This is a genomic window from Streptomyces sp. GL_140 (assembly GCF_057834465.1).
The window spans coordinates 675,414-691,943 of sequence record NZ_CM174404.1 but is presented as its reverse complement, the minus strand read 5'-3'; the positions used below and the strand labels follow the sequence as shown (position 1 = coordinate 691,943).

The 16,530-nt window shown below is 72.3% G+C and carries 18 protein-coding genes and 2 pseudogenes; 8 read left to right on the top strand and 12 right to left on the bottom strand.

Translation table 11 applies throughout. The features are described 5' to 3' along the window. Positions 1-87 precede the first annotated feature (87 nt). On the top strand, positions 88-822 hold the full coding sequence (locus AC3IYJ_RS03390; RefSeq protein WP_489399842.1) for an ArsR/SmtB family transcription factor: 735 nt from the start codon (positions 88-90) through the stop codon (positions 820-822). A 101-nt stretch (positions 823-923) separates the two neighbouring features. Continuing rightward, a complete protein-coding gene (locus tag AC3IYJ_RS03385; protein WP_489399841.1) occupies positions 924-1,841 on the top strand; it encodes a DMT family transporter in 918 nt (305 codons plus the stop codon). A gap of 71 nt (positions 1,842-1,912) precedes the next feature. Here AC3IYJ_RS03385 and AC3IYJ_RS03380 read toward each other — a convergent pair whose 3' ends face one another. Together AC3IYJ_RS03380 and AC3IYJ_RS03375 are read right to left on the bottom strand one after the other, a co-directional pair. Beyond that, positions 1,913-2,320: a nuclear transport factor 2 family protein gene (locus AC3IYJ_RS03380; protein ID WP_489399840.1), complete on the bottom strand. Its 408-nt coding sequence runs from the start codon at positions 2,318-2,320 to the stop codon at positions 1,913-1,915. Positions 2,321-2,341: 21 nt separating this feature from the next. After that, entirely contained in the window at positions 2,342-2,935 is a 594-nt protein-coding gene (locus tag AC3IYJ_RS03375) for a TetR/AcrR family transcriptional regulator (RefSeq protein ID WP_489399839.1), read from the bottom strand. Positions 2,936-2,983: 48 nt separating this feature from the next. Between AC3IYJ_RS03375 and AC3IYJ_RS03370 the strand changes: the two genes are divergently transcribed. Continuing rightward, positions 2,984-3,535: a GNAT family N-acetyltransferase gene (locus AC3IYJ_RS03370; protein ID WP_489399838.1), complete on the top strand. Its 552-nt coding sequence runs from the start codon at positions 2,984-2,986 to the stop codon at positions 3,533-3,535. Between the two features lie 15 nt (positions 3,536-3,550). Here the strand turns inward: AC3IYJ_RS03370 and AC3IYJ_RS03365 are convergent, their stop codons facing one another. From AC3IYJ_RS03365 to AC3IYJ_RS03345, 5 genes are all read right to left on the bottom strand, one after another. Next, entirely contained in the window at positions 3,551-4,789 is a 1,239-nt protein-coding gene (locus AC3IYJ_RS03365; RefSeq protein WP_489399837.1) for a cytochrome P450, read from the bottom strand. Positions 4,790-4,814: 25 nt separating this feature from the next. Further along, entirely contained in the window at positions 4,815-6,209 is a 1,395-nt protein-coding gene (locus AC3IYJ_RS03360; protein ID WP_489399836.1) for an NAD(P)/FAD-dependent oxidoreductase, read from the bottom strand. Then, positions 6,202-6,453 (bottom strand): ferredoxin, encoded by a 252-nt coding sequence (locus tag AC3IYJ_RS03355; protein WP_489402674.1) that lies wholly within the window; start codon positions 6,451-6,453, stop codon positions 6,202-6,204. The genes AC3IYJ_RS03360 and AC3IYJ_RS03355 overlap by 8 nt, the downstream gene beginning before the upstream one ends. A gap of 200 nt (positions 6,454-6,653) precedes the next feature. After that, positions 6,654-7,286 carry a hypothetical protein gene (locus AC3IYJ_RS03350; RefSeq protein ID WP_489399835.1) on the bottom strand — a complete coding sequence of 211 codons (633 nt, stop codon included), beginning with the start codon at positions 7,284-7,286 and terminating at the stop codon, positions 6,654-6,656. Positions 7,287-7,385: 99 nt separating this feature from the next. After that, positions 7,386-8,522, bottom strand: coding sequence for a polyprenyl synthetase family protein (locus AC3IYJ_RS03345; protein WP_489399834.1), 1,137 nt, complete (start codon positions 8,520-8,522; stop codon positions 7,386-7,388). Positions 8,523-8,723: 201 nt separating this feature from the next. Between AC3IYJ_RS03345 and AC3IYJ_RS03340 the strand changes: the two are divergent. Beyond that, a pseudogene (locus AC3IYJ_RS03340) lies at positions 8,724-8,972 on the top strand (zinc ribbon domain-containing protein); the annotation flags it as partial. 50 nt (positions 8,973-9,022) lie between these two features. Here the strand turns inward: AC3IYJ_RS03340 and AC3IYJ_RS03335 are convergent. After that, positions 9,023-9,166: a hypothetical protein gene (locus AC3IYJ_RS03335; protein WP_489399833.1), complete on the bottom strand. Its 144-nt coding sequence runs from the start codon at positions 9,164-9,166 to the stop codon at positions 9,023-9,025. 186 nt (positions 9,167-9,352) lie between these two features. On the opposite strand from AC3IYJ_RS03335, the gene AC3IYJ_RS03330 reads away from it, so the two are divergent. From AC3IYJ_RS03330 to AC3IYJ_RS03315, 4 genes and pseudogenes are all read left to right on the top strand, one after another. Next, complete coding sequence (locus AC3IYJ_RS03330) at positions 9,353-9,784, top strand: hypothetical protein (RefSeq protein WP_489399832.1); 432 nt, start codon at positions 9,353-9,355, stop codon at positions 9,782-9,784. Further along, on the top strand, positions 9,778-10,011 hold the full coding sequence (locus AC3IYJ_RS03325) for a helix-turn-helix transcriptional regulator (RefSeq protein WP_489399831.1): 234 nt from the start codon (positions 9,778-9,780) through the stop codon (positions 10,009-10,011). Before AC3IYJ_RS03330 ends, AC3IYJ_RS03325 begins: the two co-directional genes overlap by 7 nt. Further along, positions 10,008-10,979 carry an NAD(P)-dependent alcohol dehydrogenase gene (locus AC3IYJ_RS03320; protein ID WP_489399830.1) on the top strand — a complete coding sequence of 324 codons (972 nt, stop codon included), beginning with the start codon at positions 10,008-10,010 and terminating at the stop codon, positions 10,977-10,979. The genes AC3IYJ_RS03325 and AC3IYJ_RS03320 overlap by 4 nt, the downstream gene beginning before the upstream one ends. A gap of 155 nt (positions 10,980-11,134) precedes the next feature. Continuing rightward, a pseudogene (locus AC3IYJ_RS03315) lies at positions 11,135-11,559 on the top strand (hypothetical protein). A 43-nt stretch (positions 11,560-11,602) separates the two neighbouring features. Here AC3IYJ_RS03315 and AC3IYJ_RS03310 read toward each other — a convergent pair. The 4 genes from AC3IYJ_RS03310 to AC3IYJ_RS03295 all read right to left on the bottom strand — a co-directional run bounded on the left by AC3IYJ_RS03310 (position 11,603) and on the right by AC3IYJ_RS03295 (position 16,454). Beyond that, positions 11,603-12,616 (bottom strand): VanW family protein, encoded by a 1,014-nt coding sequence (locus tag AC3IYJ_RS03310; RefSeq protein ID WP_489399829.1) that lies wholly within the window; start codon positions 12,614-12,616, stop codon positions 11,603-11,605. A 127-nt stretch (positions 12,617-12,743) separates the two neighbouring features. Continuing rightward, positions 12,744-14,048: an MFS transporter gene (locus AC3IYJ_RS03305; RefSeq protein ID WP_489399828.1), complete on the bottom strand. Its 1,305-nt coding sequence runs from the start codon at positions 14,046-14,048 to the stop codon at positions 12,744-12,746. Then, positions 14,045-15,415 (bottom strand): GH1 family beta-glucosidase, encoded by a 1,371-nt coding sequence (locus tag AC3IYJ_RS03300; protein WP_489399827.1) that lies wholly within the window; start codon positions 15,413-15,415, stop codon positions 14,045-14,047. Before AC3IYJ_RS03300 ends, AC3IYJ_RS03305 begins: the two co-directional genes overlap by 4 nt. A gap of 214 nt (positions 15,416-15,629) precedes the next feature. Then, the gene (locus AC3IYJ_RS03295; RefSeq protein WP_489399826.1) at positions 15,630-16,454 is read right to left on the bottom strand and encodes a PaaX family transcriptional regulator; all 825 of its coding nucleotides are present in this window, start codon (positions 16,452-16,454) and stop codon (positions 15,630-15,632) included. Positions 16,455-16,530: the final 76 nt, after the last annotated feature.

Genomic DNA, 16,530 nt, shown 5'->3' with positions numbered 1-16,530 from the left:
GAACTTTCCACGCCGTCGGCACGCCCGGGTCATCCCAACGCCGTCAACCATTCGGCATTCGCCGAAGTTTTGCGGCACTCTTGGAGCATGAACGACGCGCAGCCCGGAAAGCCGAACGATGCCCCCGCCCCGGCGGCGCGCCTCGCCGCTCTCGCCGCGGCGCTGGCCGACGAGACCAGGGCGGCCATCTGCATGACCCTGCTCGAAGGCCGCGCCTGGACCGCGGGCGAGCTGGCCCGGATCACCTCGGTCGCTCCGTCCACCGTCAGCGGCCATCTGGCCCGGCTGCTCGACGCGGGCATCTGCGTGACCGAGCGGCAGGGCCGCCACAGCTATGTGCGGATCGCCGACGCCGCGACGGCCCGGCTCGTCGACGAACTGGCCTGTCACGCGATTCCGGGACGGGACGCCCCGCACGCGGCGCCCGTGGTCTGCGCGCCCGATCCGCTGGCCGGCGCCCGCACCTGCTACGACCATTTCGCCGGGCGGCTGGGCATGGCGGTCACCGACGCCATGGAGGAGCAGGGTCTGCTGCGGACCGAGGGAGTGTTCCAGCTGACCGAGGAGGGGCGCGCCTGGTGCGCGCGGGCCGGCGTCGACCTCGGCCACCAGGGGCGCAGGCCGCTGGCGAGCTCCTGCCTGGACTGGACCGAGCGGCGGCGCCACCTGGGCGGCCTGGCCGGGGCCCGGCTGTGCGCGCGGGCACTGGACGAGGAGTGGGTGGTGCGGCCGGCGGGTGGCGGTCGGGGGCTGGTCGTGACCGGGGCGGGGGAGCGGATCCTCCGGGAGCTGCTGGGGATCGCCCCGGAGGCTTGGGCCTGAAGGCCCTCCGGCGGCCTGAAGGGCCGCCGAGCTGCTCGGGGTCAATATTTGGGGTCAACATTTCGGTGGACTCCGAAATGTTGTCTGGATAAGGTGCGTGTATGAAGTCCCGCCTGAGTCTGCTCTCGCCCGGTGTCCTCACCGTCGGCGCCGTCTCCTTCACGGTGCTCGCCTGGGCCTCCGCCTTCGTCGCCATCCGCAGCGCGGGAGCCGCCTACTCGCCCGGCGCCCTGGCCCTCGGCAGGCTGCTGGCCGGCTCGCTGGTCCTCGTCGTCCTGCTGATCGTGCGGCGCGAGGGCCCGCCGCCGCGCGAGGCGTGGCGCGGCATCCTGGTGTCCGGAGTTGTCTGGTTCGGCGGCTACATGGTCGCGCTGAACTGGGGCGAACGGCTCGTCGACGCGGGCACGGCCTCCCTGCTCGTGAACATCGGCCCCATCCTGATGGCGCTGCTCGCCGCCCGCCTGCTCGGCGAGGCGCTGCCGCCGCGGCTGCTGGCCGGAATGGCCGTCTCCTTCGTGGGCGCGGTGGTCGTCGGCCTGTCCATGTCCTCGTCCGGCGGCGACGGCTCCACCTCGGTCCTCGGGGTGGTGCTGTGCCTGCTGGCCGCCGTGGCCTACGCGACCGGTGTGGTCGCGCAGAAGCCGGCGCTCTCCTTCGGGACGCCCCTGCAGATCACCGCGTTCAGCTGCCTGACCGGCGCGGTGGCCTGCCTGCCGTTCACGGGCCAACTCGTCCGGGAACTGCCTGCGGCGCCGCTGTCCGCCACCCTCGGCATGGTCTACCTGGGCGTGGTCCCCACCGCCCTCGCCTTCATCACGTGGAGCTACGCCCTGTCGCGGATGCCCGTGGGCAAGCTGGGCTCGACCACCTACGCGGTCCCGGCCGTCGTGGTGCTGCTGAGCTGGGTGTTCCTGGGTGAGGTGCCCGCCTGGCTGACGCTGGCCGGCGGATTGCTGTGCCTGGCCGGGGTGGCCGTGTCCCGGAGCCGCCCGCGGGTCGAGGAATCGGTCGCGGCGTAGGGGGAGCGGCGGACCCCGGTCAGGTCCGGACTCCTGCGGTCAGGCCCGGTCCCCTACGCACCGGACCGGCGTCAGGCCTGGTCCGGCCGGTCGTACCAGGCGAAGGCCGAGATCCGCCAGCCGTCCGGGGTGCGGACGAACTGGATGGTCTTGGTCCCGCCGCCCTCGAACGGTTCGCCGTCCAGGATCCCGGACTTGCGGTACTCCCCGAACCGCGACGCGATGTCGCCCGCGATGTCGGTCCGCTCGCTCGTCTCCCACTCGGAGAACTCGGTCAGCCGCCCGTCGCTCAGCCACCGCTCGCGCGGTTCGATGAACTCCTCCACGGTGTAGACCGTGAGCTTCGCTCCGGTGCTGGCGATCACGCCGCCCGGCAGGACGAGCCGCCGCAGCCGGGCCAAGTCGGCGGTTTTGCCGCCCCTGTTGTCGAAGGCACCGAAGAACTCGGCGGTCACCTGGTCTATCTCGGTCTTGGACATGGCGGGACCGTAACACGCTCCTCAGCGCGCCCCGGGGGCCAGCGCGGCCAGGTAGTCCTCGAGCAACCGTGCCTGGCGCTCGGGCGGGAACGCCGACGGATCGAACAGGGTCTGCACCACCAGGCCCAGTACGAACGACTGCGCGCCGGCCGCGATGTCGGCCGGATCCCCGGCGGGCAGCTCGCCCACCTCCTGGGCCGCGGCGACCAGGTCGCGCAGCTTGTCGCGGCTCCGGCCGTACTTGCCGGCGTAGTCCTCGCTCAGGGTGGGATCCGAGAGCGCCGTGTCCCAGGAGGACACCCAGATCCGGTTGCGGTCGGTGGCCGGGCCCGTCAGCGGCAGGATGTCCAGCAGCGCGGCATGCACGGCGGCCAGGCCCGTACCGGCGGTGCGCCGGGGGCGGGCGGCGCTGCGCTGTTCGAGCAGGTCCAGGGCGTGCGCGACCAGATCGCGTTTGGCCGGGAAGTAGTGGGTCAGCAGGCCGGTGGTCGCGCCGAGCTCGGCCGCCACGGCGCGCAGCGTCAGGCCGGCGAACCCGTGCGCGGCCAGCACGCGCCAGACCGCCTCCGAGACTTCGCGACGGCGGGCTTCGTGGTCCCCCTTGGTGCGTGGCATGCTGCTACCGTACATAGTCATAACAGTTGTTGTGTGAATGGGGTTCTCGTGTTCTCTCTGCCACTGCGGGACGACGCCCGCCTGCGCCCGCTCGAGACGTGGCACGCCGAGGAGTTCGCCGCCCACATGGACCGGGCCCGCGAACACATCCGGCCGTGGGTCGGCGCGGGGTTCATCACCACGGACGTGGACGGTGCGCGGGCCACGCTGGGCCGCTACGCCGAGCGCCAGGCCGCGGACGGCGCCCGCATCTTCGGCATCTGGCGCGGTGGCGTACTCGTCGGCGGAGTGATGTTCGTGGACTTCAACGCCGCCGCGGGCTCCTGCGAGGTCGGCTGCTGGCTGGAACCGGCGGCCGAGGGCCACGGTCTGGTCACCGCAGCCTGCCGCACCCTGATGGACTGGGCGTTCACGGAGCGCGGCGTGCACCGGGCGGAGTGGCACTGCCGAGCCGACAACCAGCGCAGCTCGGCGGTGGCCGAACGACTCGGCATGACCTTGGAGGGCGTGAACCGCGAGGTCTGGCCCTACGGTGGCACCCGCCACGACAAGCAGATCTGGGCCGTCCTGGCCCCGGAATGGCGAACCCGTCGCGGGTGACCACCGCCGCTGGGCTCAGGGGCGGATCCCGTCGCAGGCGATCCGCAGGTGCCGGGGCCCGCGCAGCACCGCGTTCTGCCGGTAGGGCGGCGGGTCCTCCAGCAGCCGGGGGTTCTCCAGCCGCCTGGCCAGCTCGCTGAGGGCCAGCTGCGCCTCCAGCCGGGCCAGCGGCGCGCCGAAGCAGCTGTGGATGCCGCTGCCCAGGCCCAGGTGCTGGATGTCCTTGCGGTGCGGGTCGAAGCGGTCCGGGTCCTTGAAGCGGTTGGGGTCCCGGTTGCCGGAGGCCAGGATCAGCCACATCGAGGAGCCCTTGGGGATGGTGACCCCGCGGACCTCGATGTCCACCAGCGGAGTGCGCTGCGGCAGCAGCTGCACCGGCGGCTCGAACCGCAGCAGCTCCTCCACCAGCGGCACGGCCAGCCGGGGCTCCTGGCGCAACTGCGCCAGGACATCGGGATTGCGCAGCAGCGTCAGCATGCCGTTGGTGATCAGGTTGACCGTGGTCTCGTGGCCGGCGATCAGCAGCAGGGCCGCCGTGCTGAGCAGTTCCATCGTGGACATGGACTCGTCCGGGCCGTGTCCCACGGCCAGCTGGGAGAGCATGTCGTCGCCTGGCTTCTTGCGCCGCTCCTCGATCAGCCCGGCCAGGTACATGCCCAGCTCCATCCGGGAGTCGTGGGTCTTGCGCTGCCGTTCGGCCGGATCGGAGTCCGGATCGGGGTCCAGGCTCGCGGCGAGGGTGTCGGCCCAGACGTGGAAGCGAGCCTCGTCCTCGCGCGGCACGCCCAGCAGCTGGCAGATCATCGTCACCGGGAACGGGTACGCGAACTGGTCGACCAGGTCGATCTCCTCGGTGTTGCCGAGGTTGTCGATGAGGCCGGTGACGATGGAGGCGAGACCGTCGCGCATCCCGTCCACTCGGTGCGGCGAATGCGGCGGGCCGAAGGGCCGGTTGGTCATCCGGCGCAGCCGGTCGTGCTCCGGCGGGTCCAGCTTCAGGAAGCTCGGCGGCAGCGCGGTGGCCTCCTCCTCGCCCCCCTCAGCCAGCGGGTCCCCGGCCGTCGCGGCCAGGTTCCGGGAGTCGGAGCTCAGCCGCGGGTCGTGCAGCAGGCTCTGGATGTCGTAGTAGGTGCTGATGACGTACGGCCCGGTCCCGTCGTGGAAGACGGGGGTCTTGCGCAGCTCCTCGTACAGCGGGTACGGGTTCGCGCGGTTGGCGTAGTCCAGGATCTGGCTCAGGATGCCGTGGCTCATGGCGGGTCCTCCGTGGGCGTGCGGGTCAGTGCCCGGCGGGGGTGAAGGTGGCGATCCGGCGGTCGGCCGGCGAGTACCCGCTGAGGGTGATGGTCGGGCCGTGCGTGGGGACGGACGGGTCGGGGAAGTCCGCCGGGATCGGCCGCTGCCCCTCGGGGCGGCGGTCCACCGTGGTGAACGGGGGCGGGAAGGGCGCGGTGCACTCGATCTGCTTCTCGTAGAACTGCAGCCAGCGCGCGTTGTCGAAGGTGACCGCCCCGATGACCCGGCCCTGGTAGCCGTAGACCCCGGTGAAGCGGCGCTCGGCGCGCGACCCCTGGGTGATCATGATCTCGGTGCCCATGGAGGGCACGCCGACGGACTTGATGTTCACCCCGAACTGGGAGGACCAGAACGACGGCACCCACAGGTGCGGACGGCGGTCCGTGCTCTCGCTCAGCATGTTGTGCGCGGCGATCTCGGCCTGCGCCACGGCGTTGCCCCAGTGCTCCAGGGACAGGAACTGGTAGCCGAACAGCGCGTGCGGGGAGCGGGCCACGTCGCCGGCGACGTAGATGTCGTCGGTGACGATGCCCCGCAGGTCGAAGGCCCGGCAGCCCGCGTCGCAGGCGATGCCGCGCGGACCCGCCCCCAGCCCCGAGCCCGTCAGCCACTCGGTGTTGCGCTGGGCGCCGAGGCCCACGACGACCACGTCGCACTCCAGCGTGGTGCCGTCGGACAGGTGCGCCGCGCGGACCCGGCCGGTGGAGTCGCCCTCCAGCCCGGTCACCATGATCCCGGTCCGCAGGTCGACGCCGTTCTCCCGTTGGAGCTCGGCGGCCACGGCGCCGATCACCCCGCCCAGCGCGCCGACCAGCGGGCCGTCGCCGCGCTCGGCGACGGTGACGTCCAGTCCGCGTTCCCGGCAGGCCGAGGCGATCTCGGAACCGGTGAACCCGGCGCCGATGACCAGGACCCGGCGCGGTCCGGCGGCCAGCGCACGGGCCAGGCCCGCACCGTCCTCGCGGGTGCGCAGGGTGAAGACCCCTTCGAGCTCGCCCTCGGCCTCGTTCGGCCAGGGCCGGGCGCGCACCCCGGTGGCGATCAGCAGGCGGTCGTACGGGACCTCGTCGCCGTCGGCGAGTTTGACCGTACGGGCCGCCATGTCCAGGCCGCTGGCAGCCACGCCCAGACGCCACTGGGCGTCGATGTCGAGCCGCCGGGGGAGCGCGGTGCGCTCGGCGTCGGCCTTGCCCAGCAGCACCCCCTTGGACAGCGGAGGGCGGTCGTAGGGCTCGTAGGGCTCGTCGCCGATCATCGTCAGCGAGCCGGCGAAGCCCTTCTCGCGCATGACCTCGGCGGCGCGCAGGCCGGCCAGCGAGGCACCGACGACCACGATCCTGCCGGACTGCTTGAGCTGCTCCAGGGCGGTCTCAGGCATCGGGTGCCTCCCCGCTGTCCTTGGTGGCGGCGCCGGCGGCGCCGGCGGCCAGGTCCAGTTCGTCCACGAGGATCGCCTGTACGGGACAGGCGGCGACGGCCTGGGCCAGGCGCTCGCGCTGGGCCTCCTCGGCCTCCGGGTCGTAAAGCAGTCCCTCGTCCCCGTGCATCGCGAAGACGTCGGGGGCGAGGAAGGCGCATTGCGCGTATCCCTGGCACCGGTTGAGATCGACGACGAGCCTCAGCAAGGTGTGGTCCTTTCGGAGCCCCCCTCGGCTTCCCGGACCAGCGTGCGTGCCCGGGGGGCCGGGGGCTCGTCCGAAAACGCCATTGGAGTGAGAGCGCGGGTCACAGGCCCTGGGTCGTCTCTTTCGGATCTTGTCGGCTCGTTCGCGTCGTGCGGTGCCGGGCGGCGCGGACCCCGACAAGGTCCGAAAGAGACGGCCTAGTGGCGCGCGCGGCTCGACCGCAGGATGTACGAGCTCACGAGCGCGGCCCAGGCCGGGAAGACCAGCTCGGACCAGTGCACCGAGGAACCGACGACGAGCAGCACCAGCCCGGCCAGGTATCCGGCCATGGCGAGCGGGCGCGGGAAGACCCCGAGCTTGCGGCCGATGGTCGAGGTCGCGAAGACGAAGACGGCGGCCATCCGCATCGCGTAGGTGGTCAGCAGCGTGTAGGAGAAGTGGCGGCCGAAGTCCTGCGGCTGGTCGGCGTCCAGCACCGTCCCGGCGGCCGCCGCGGCGCCGAAGAGGCAGGCGACGAAGACCAGGCCGCTGCCCAGGAAGACGGTGGAGACGAACCGGTCCTCCCGCTCCCCGGCGTGCGCGCGCAGCGCGCCCATGAACCAGAGGAAGGCGATGCCGGCGAACGGTACGAGTTCCACCGCGGTGGACACCGCGTCCCGCTGGCCCGAGGTGACCTCGACCGTGGCCGCGCCGCCCCCCTCGGGCAGGGCGAGGCGGGCGAGCACGATGGCCACGGCCAGCAGGGCGGCGAACACGATTCCCGCCAGCCCGGCCGCACGGGGGGTGCTCAGGCTCTGTCCCGGGGAGGTCCCCGGATCTCCTTGCGTCATGCGTCCAGCAAGCCGGGGCCGGGGCCGGGGTGCCAGCGGGGCCGGGCGCCCGGGTGACACGGGACCGGCCCCGGGTGACACGGGACCCGGACCGCGGCCTCAGGCCTTCCCGGCCGCCCCGCCCCTCCCGGCCGTCCCTTCCGCCCGGTCCAGCCGGTCCAGCCGGTCGATGTTCCACAGGGGCAGGGTCCGGAAGAAGTCCACGGCCTCCGGCCGCCAGTACGGGGCCCAGGACGCGGCCTCGTCGGCCGCCGCCCGCGCGTACCGGCGGATCTCCGCGCGCAGCCGCCGGTCCGCGCCGCCGTCGCGGGCGATCTTCCGGATCCGGGCGATCGTGGCCTGCGAACAGCCGGGGTCGCCGAGCGCGGCTTCCACCAGGGCGGCGTCGGAGCCGCTCGCGCAGTCCAGTACCGCGTTGACGGCGTACGTACGGCGACCGGCGCGCAGATCCGCGCCGGTCGACTTGCCCACCTGCGCGGCCTCGCCGAAGAGGTCCAGGTAGTCGTCGTGCATCTGCTCGGCGATCCCCACGAGCCGCGCGTACCGGTGCAGCCGTTCGCGGTGCGGCGCGGGGTCCTCGCCCGCGGCCAGCAGCCCCATGGTCAGCGGGGCCAGGATCGAGTACCGGGCACTCTTGAAATCCGTGACGGCGTGCAGGAACTCCTCGCCGGGATCCCCGAGGGTGTCCCGCTCCAGGTCCGCGATCTGCCCGGCCACGGTCTCGGCGGCCGTGCGTATCTGGACGGCCAGCAGGGCCTGGCGGAGCTCCGCGGACACCTCGGCCTCCAGCAGCACCTGCATCGACAGGAACGCGGCGAGGTCCCCCGCCAGTACGGCGAGGCCGAGGGCGGCGGGCAGGTCGTCGGGCAGCTCGCGGCGGTAGGCGTAGTACGTGGACGGACCGCCGCGCCGCAGCGGGGCGTCGTCGATGATGTCGTCGTGGACCAGCCCGTGGGTCTGCAACAGCTCCAGGCTCAGCCCCGCCTCCGCCAGCCCCGGCACCTCATCGGTGGTGACCAGCCGGGCGGCCTCGTGGAGCAGGACCACCCGCAGGCGCTTGCCGCCGCGCATCGACAGCTCCCGCAGGAGCTCCAGGCAGCGCGGCGCGAACCGGCTCGGCAGCGGGGTGTCGAGCCGCTCGCCGAGGGTGTCGAAGTACCGCTCGAAGCGGACGTCGAAGCGGGTCCGGTGCCCGTGGACCCGCTCCAGGGCGCGGGCGGTGGCCGTGTCGTTCATCTTGGCCTTTCGTGGATGCCTCCACCTTCAGGTGGGTGAGGAAGCGAAGCTCCCGCGGATCAGGGCAACAGGCTGTGATTTGCCCTCTGGGCAGAACACAGAGCCCTGACCCGCAGGTTTGATGCCCACCCAATCACCCTCCAGTTCGTGAGCCGTGATCGGGACTCACCTGAAGCGGGCGTTCAAGTACCGCTCCCATCCACCACCCGACTCGTGCGTGAGACCCAAACGCTCGTGATCGAGGACTTGACCGTGCGCAACATGGTCAAGAACCACAGCCTCGCCCGCGCCGTCTCGGACGCGGCGTGGCGTGAGCTGCGCACGATGCTGGAGTACAAGGCGGCCTGGTATGGGCGGGACTTGGTCGTGGTCGACCGCTGGTTCCCCTCGTCCAAGCTGTGCTCCGCCTGCGGCACCATCACATCGAAGATGCCCCTGCACGTCCGTACTTGAGAAGATCAGTATCGGCACTCTGCCCCCGCGGTCGGCCGATGTGCCCGTCAGTGCGCGGACGCCCCGAATTCCGCATGCCGTGCGAGCTGGGCGAGCTCCGGCTCCCCGGGTGGGTCGGGTGGTGGGAGCAGGGTGCGGCGCGCTTCCTCGCGGGCTTCGGCGAGAAGTTCTTCGAACGCCTCGTCCGTCATGGTGATCACCTTCCCCCGCCGTTCGGGCGGCCCTCACAGCTGATTCGTCGCGGGCCCCCGCCGGGATTGCCTGCGGCGGCCCGGGTCTGGAGCCGATGGAGTCGATGTAAGAAATCATTGACACGGGGTATGGATGCTTTTACATTCGCCGTGTCAAAGTTGTTTTACATGGGAGCGGGTGCGGACGTGGCCTCCGAAGAGAAGCGCGCGTGGATCATGGGGGTGGTCGCCATCGTGGGGTACGCGGTCTACCTGGCCCTGGTGCTGGGCCGGGCCGGCGAAGGCGTGCCGTTCACGGAGGTCCCGTACGTCGCACCGCTGCTCTGGACGGTCGGGGGCGCCATCGCGGCCTCGATCCTCCTCAACATCGCGGTCGCGGCGCTCTCGCCCCGCGAGGCCGCCGTCAAGGACGAGCGCGACAAGGAGATCGGCCGCCTCGGGGAGTACTCCGGGCAGTCCTTCCTGGCCATCGGCGCCTTGGCCGCGCTGATCCTCTCGATGGCCGGAGCGGACCGCTTCTGGATCTCCAACGCGATCTACCTCGGCTTCGTGCTCTCCGCGGTGCTCGGCTCCGCCGTCAAGCTCGCCGCCTACCGCCAGGGGTTCCAGTCGTGGTGAAGGCGACCGGCATCACGAACCGGATCAGGGCGCTGCGCTTCGAGCACGCGGAGATGACCCAGGCGGAACTGGCGGAACGCATCGGAGTGACCCGCCAGACCGTCCTCGCCATCGAGAAGGGCCGCTACTCGCCCTCGCTGGAGACGGCGTTCCGGATCGCCCGGGTTTTCGCGGTACCGCTCGAAGAGGTCTTCCAATACGCGGACGAGGAAGGGACGGCGCCGTGAAGGCGATCGTGCAGGACACCTACGGCTCCAGCGAAGTACTGGAGCTCAGGGACATCGAGACCCCGGAGCCCGGCAAGGGCGAGGTGCTGATAGCCGTCCGGGCCGCCGCCGTGGACGCCGGGGTCTGGCACCTCATGACCGGCAGGCCCTACCTGCTGCGGCTCATGGGGTACGGGCTGCGCGCGCCCAAGGTCCCCGTGCGCGGCCGGGAGGTCGCCGGGCGGGTCGAGGCCGTCGGCGAGGGCGTGACCGCCTTCCGTCCGGGGGACGAGGTGTTCGGGATCTGCGAGGGCTCCTTCGCCGAGTACGCGAGCGCCCGGCAGGACAAGCTCGCTCACAAGCCGGCCGGGCTCCCCCTGGAAGCGGCGGCCGCGCTCCCCATCTCCGGACTCACCGCGCTCCAGGCGCTCCGCGACGCCGGACGCGTCCGGGCCGGGCAGCGGGTCCTGGTCATCGGCGCGGCGGGCGGGGTCGGCACCTTCGCCGTACAGCTGGCCAAGGCGTTCGGCGCCCATGTCACCGGAGTGTGCAGCACCACCAAGACGGAACTCGTCCGCTCGCTCGGCGCCGACGAGGTCATCGACTACACCCGCGAGGAGTTCGCCGACGGCGCCCGCCACTACGACCTCATCCTCGACACGGCCGGCAACCGCACCCTGAAGCACCTGCGGCGCGCCCTGACCCCGCGCGGGACCCTTGTCATCGTCGGCGGCGAGGGCGGCGGGAACTGGCTCGGCGGCATCGACCGGGTCCTGCGGGCCGCGCTGCTGAACCCCTTCGTGCGCCACGGGCTCAAGGGGGTCATGGCCGTCGAGAGCCAGGCCGACCTCGACGTCCTCAGGCGGTACGCCGAGGACGGCACCCTGGCCCCGGCCATCCAGCGCACCTGCCCGCTCGCCGAGACGGCGCGGGCGGTCGACGAGCTCCACGGGGGCGGGGCGCGCGGGAAGATCCTGGTCACGCCCTGAGCTCCGGAGCCGGGGTGTCCACGTTCCGGAGTGTCCACCTCCGGCGGTCGGGCCCGGGAAGACCCGGGCGCCGTGCGGCGCCCGCCGTGCAAGGCCGGCCCGTCGGCCCACCGTCCCGCGCCGGGGCGACCGGATTCCCCCCAAGGAGCGTTCCGGTGATTCCACCCCGTCTGATCCCGCTGCTCGCGCAGTTCGACTTCGCGCGGGAGCGCCTCACCGGCCGGATGGCGGGTCCGGTGGTGGACAGCGGCGACGGAACGGACACCGAGGTCGCCGCGATGACCGACGAGGAGTACCTCTGGGAGCCGGTTCCCACCTGCTGACCCGGGACGACCACCCGGTCAGCGGCGACGCGGCGGGGGCGGTCGCGGCCTTCGACGCGGGCGCCGCGGCCTGGCGCGAGGCGCTGCTGGGCGTCGACGAAGCCGCGCTGGACACCGTCGGGTACTGCACCTATCCGCACGGCAGCGACCCGGAGGAGCCCTTCGTCGAGATCGTGTGGTGGGTCAACCAGGAGCTGCTGCACCACGGGGCGGAGATCGCCCTCATCAGGGATCTCCACCGGGCGCAGCCGCGCTGACGCCCGCGGTCCGGCGCCCGGGGTGGGCGGCCGCCCGGCCGGATCAGGTGTGGCTGGGGGCCGGCGCGGGGGAGCCCGCGGTCGGGCTCACCGGGGCGCTCGGGGCCCCGGGAACGGCGGCGGCGCCGGGGGTGCCCGGGGTGCCAGGGGCGGCGGGGGCGGCGGGGGTGGCGCCGGTGCTGGGACTGGCCGGGGCCGTGGGGGTCTCCGGGGCGCAGACGATCTCGTCGCGCGGGGTGTAGTGCGTACGGAACGTCTCGCGCTTCACCTCGTACCCGCCGTGCAGGAACACGCGGTCGACGGAGACGTCGAAGCCCTCCAGGGGGGTCTGGACCTCGCAGGTGGGTCCGGAGACCGTGCGCTGGACCGGCGGGGTGGGGTGGGTGCGGGGGCCCTTGGTCGCGCGTATCTCGTCGTACTTCTTCGTACCGAGCAGGGTGATGGTCACCGAGGTGTCGGTGGAGGTGGCGCGGATGGAGACGGGGTGGCCGGAGTCGTTCTGCCAGCGCAGGTCGAGGGTGCCCCAGGCGACGGTGGCCTCGCGGCCCTCGGGGTAGCGCTCTATGTAGAAGGAGTGGGCCCCGTGCTCCACCGGCTTGAGGCCGGCGAAGAACATGGCGTTGTACATGGTCGTCGCGACCGCCGAGACGCCGCCGCCGGGAGACTTCACGTAGCGGCCGTCGTTGATCATGATGCCGTCGACGAAACCGTTCTCCACGGTCCGCTCGCCGACCGTCCCGTTGAAGCTCCAGATCTGCCCCGGCTGGACCACGCCGCCGTTGATGAGCTCCACGGCGCGCGCGATGTTGTGGGTGCGGTACGGCGCGGCCGGGAAGGCGACGGTGAAGGACGAGAGCTGCTGCGCGGCCTGGGCCTTCGCCTGGCTGCCCTGGCCCTGGCCCTGGCCCTGGGATCCGGCGGCGGCCGGCCGGTCCGCGGGCCGGTCGGCCGCGTTCGCGGTGCCGAGGGTCAGGGTGCTGAAGCCGAGCAGGGCGGCAACGCCGGCCGAGGTCAGGGCGAGCCGCTTGGTGGCCGTCCGGCGGTGTGCGCGTCGCATGTGGGTCCCATCGCTGAGGAATGTCGGTTCGGCGCCTGGCAGCCACCCCGAAACCGAAATCCACCAGACCGGTATCAATGGTGAGCCAATACCGGCCAAAAAGGGCAGAATGTGCGGATACTCACCCCTAGAGCACCGACCGGATCCGGCGGACCAGGACCGATCCGACGAGCGCCAGCCCGCCCGCGAGCGCGTACAGGGCGGTGTACCCGCCGAGGTGGGTCACGACCGGAGCCGCGATCACCGGCGCCAGGACCTGGGGCAGCGCATTGGCGATGTTGATGACGCCCAGGTCCTTGCCGCGGTCCTCCGCCGTCGGCAGTACGTCCGTGAGCAGGGCGAAGTCCACCGACGTGTACACGCCGAAGCCGAGGCCGAGGATCAGCGAGGCGACGACCGCGCCGGTCCAGGTCTGCCAGCCGGCCAGCAGCAGGGTGGCCGCGGAGATGACCAGCCCGGACCAGATGACGTAGGACTTGCGCCGGCCGCTGCGGTCCGACCTGATGCCGCTGATCACCACCGTGGCGAGCAGGGTGAGCGCGTTGAGCGCGGTCAGGATCAGCACGCCGGTGTCCGCGTCGTCCGTGTAGTGCACGGCGTCGGTCAGGTAGTAGAGCAGGTACATCGTGCTGATGGAGTAGGAGAGGTTCATCAGGAACCGGGTGAGCCAGGCCCAGCCGAAATCGGGATGGCGGCGCGGGTCGATCCAGAAGCCGGTGAGGAAGGCCCGCCAGCGGAAGACCGGCCGGGCGGCGGGGGCGAGCGGGGTGTCGCGCCGCATCAGTACGTACGGCACCGCCGCGAGGACCGAGAACCCCGCGCAGGCCAGGTACCCGGCGGTGATCCCGCCCGCGACCGTGGCCAGCGCCGTGCCGATCAGGATGCCCACGACCTGCGAGACGCCGAGCCAGCCGCCGACCAGACCGCGCCGCCGCTGCGGCACCTGGTCGGGGACGGCCGCGGTCAGCGCGGCGAAGGCGGCGTTGAGCGCGAGCTGCACCAGGCACCAGCCCGCGATCACCGTGGCGACGCTCGAAGCCAGGGAGAGGACCGCCAGCCCGGCGGCCCCGCCCGCGACACCGCCGACCACCCAGGGGATCCGGCGGCCCACGCGCGCCGTCGTACGGTCGGAAAGGGCCCCGAAGACGGGGTTGGCGACCATCGACACGGCCGCGCCCAGTCCCGTCACCACGGCGAGGGTGGAGGCCTTGTGGTCGGGGGTGAGCTGCTCGGCCTGGCGCGCCAGGAGCAGCTGGAGCGGGCCGAACCAGCCGACCCAGACGCCGAGGTTGGCGAGCGACAGCGCGCTCACCCACCGCCCGCCCGGCTCGGCGCCCCCGCCCGGGGAGGCGCCGCTCGCGATCGCCCCGGCGCCCTCGCCCTTGCCGTCCGCCCCGGGGCCGGTGCGTGCGTCCGGCCGTTCGACGGTCATCTGCCGCTCTTGATCAGGTCGCGGTACCAGGCGTACGACTCCTTCGGCGTCCGGGTCTGCGTCCCGTAGTCGACGTGGACGAGGCCGAACCGCTGCCGGTACCCCTCCGCCCACTCGAAGTTGTCGAGGATCGACCAGATGAAGTAGCCCCGGACGTCGGAACCTTCGGCGATCGCCTCGTGCAGGGCGTGTACGTGGCCCTCGTGGTACGCGATCCGGCGGGCGTCGGCTATGCGTCCCGTCGCGGGGTCCGGCCCGTCCCCGTAGGAACAGCCGTTCTCGGTGATGTACACGGGCGGCAGCCGGTCGCCGTAGCGCTCGCGCATGGTGGCGAGCAGTTCGCGCAGTCCGTCCGGGACCACCGGCCAGTCGAAGTCGGTGCGTTCGTAGCCCTCGATCTGCCGGATGGAGAAGGGGAGGTCCGAGGGGATCTCGATGCCGCCGAAGTCGGAGGCGTCCGCGGCCGGTAGCGGGGCGCCGACGAGCATCGGGTTGTAGTAGTTGATGCCGTACCAGTCCAGCGGCGCCGAGATCGCCTTGAGGTCCTCCGCCACCGGACCGGGCAGGAGCGCCTCCAGGCCGTCCGGGTAGGCGCCGGTCAGGATGGGGTCCGCGAAGAGCCGGTTGGTCAGCGTGTCGTACAGCGCGGCGGCCTCCCGGTCCGCATCGCTGTCGCCGGCCGTCCAGACGGGGCTGTGCGATGCCGCGATGCCGATCCGCCGGGCACCCGCCGCGCGCAGGGCCTGTACGCCCAGGCCGTGGGCCAGGAGCTGGTGGTGGGCGGCGGGCAGGGCGTCGAAGACGAGCTGCTTGCCGGGGGCGTGCTCGCCGAGTCCGTAGCCGAGCAGGGTCACTTCGGCGGGCTCGTTGATGGTGATCCACATGGGGACGCGGTCGGCCAGCCGTTCGGCGACGACCGAGGCGTACTGCGCGAACCGCTCGGCGGTGTCGCGCTGGAGCCAGCCGCCCCGCTCCTCGAGGGCGAGCGGGGTGTCCCAGTGGAAGAGCGTGGGCACCGGGTCGATCCCCGCGGCGCACAGCTCGTCCACGAGGCGGTCGTAGAAGTCCAGCCCCTTGCGGTTGACCGGGCCGTGGCCCTCGGGCAGGACGCGCGACCAGGAGACCGAGAACCGGTAGGCGCCGACGCCGAGTTCGGACATCAGCGCCACGTCCTCGCGGTAGCGGCGGTAGTGGTCGGTGGCCACGTCCGCGTGCGAGCCGTCCTTGATCCGCCCCTGCTCCTTGGTGAAGGCGTCCCAGGAGGACGGCCCCCGGCCGTCGGCCGTCGGGGAGCCCTCGATCTGGAAGGCGGAGGCGGAGACTCCCCAGAGGAAGCCGGCCGGGAACTGAGGTGCGGGCGCTGTCATGCGGACTCGCTTCGGTCGGGGAGTGCGGATCCCCGACAGGGCCGTGGGTGGCGCTGTCGGACGCGTTGCTCACGGCACTGTCGGGTCCCCGGCCCCGCCCTGTCAATGGAAAGTGAACAATCCTCAACTTTTATCGGCGCGCGTCGTCCCCGGGCATGTACAGAAAGCGGATCTCGAACCGTTTCGCCCGAAAGGGCCGGCCTGGGCCGACCGCCTAACCGAGCGCCGTGACGCTCCGTACGTGTCGCAGGCCCGGCCCGGCCAGCACCTCGTGCAGCTGCTGGAAGACCTGCCGGGCGCCCACCGCGTTCCAGTCGGCGGGGAGCAGTTCGGCGGGGAGGCCGGGGTCGAGGTAGGGAAGGCGGCGCCACTCGGTGAGCATCGGGACGTAGTGGCGGAAGGCCTCGGCGGCGTCGATGTCCCCCGGCCCGGAGAGCCGGGCGGCGACCGGCGCGTACGCGGCGGTGAAGGCCGCGTACTGCGCCTGGATCGCGGGGAAGTCCCACCAGGAGCTCACCGCCCCGGGCAGATCGCTGAAGGCGGCGTAGTCGGCGGCCGCGAACAGGTGGACGTACTCGCTGAGTCCGAGCCGCACGAGCATGTCGCGCGCGTCCTCCAGCAGCCGGCCCGGCGCGAGCCACACGCCGGGGGCGATGTTGCCGAAGCCGAGCCAGGTCAGCCGGGTGCGCAGCTGGTAGCGGTGGGAGCGCTCGGACTCCGGTACGGAGAACACCGCCAGGGCCCAGCCGTCCGCCAGGTCCGCCGGCTCCAGGCTGGCGAAGATGCGCCGGTCGCCCGCGTCGAAGACGGGGTGGACGGCCGGGCTGAGCCGGTACCCGGTGGCTCCGCGGCGTTCCGGTTCGAGAACGCCCTTCTTCTTCAGCCGGGAGATCGCCGAGCGCACGGCCTGGCTCTCCACGTCGAGTTCCGACATGAGGGTGATCAGGTCGGCGATCGAGATCCAGCCGCCGCTCCCGCGCAGGAACGCCCCGTAGACCGTACTGATCAGCGAGCTGGGCCTGAGCGGACTGTCCGACATGATCACCTTCCGTAGTGTGCGGTGGTGATCCTACCGAGCGGCGCGCCCCCGGCAGCGTGCGGGAGGGCGGCGGGGG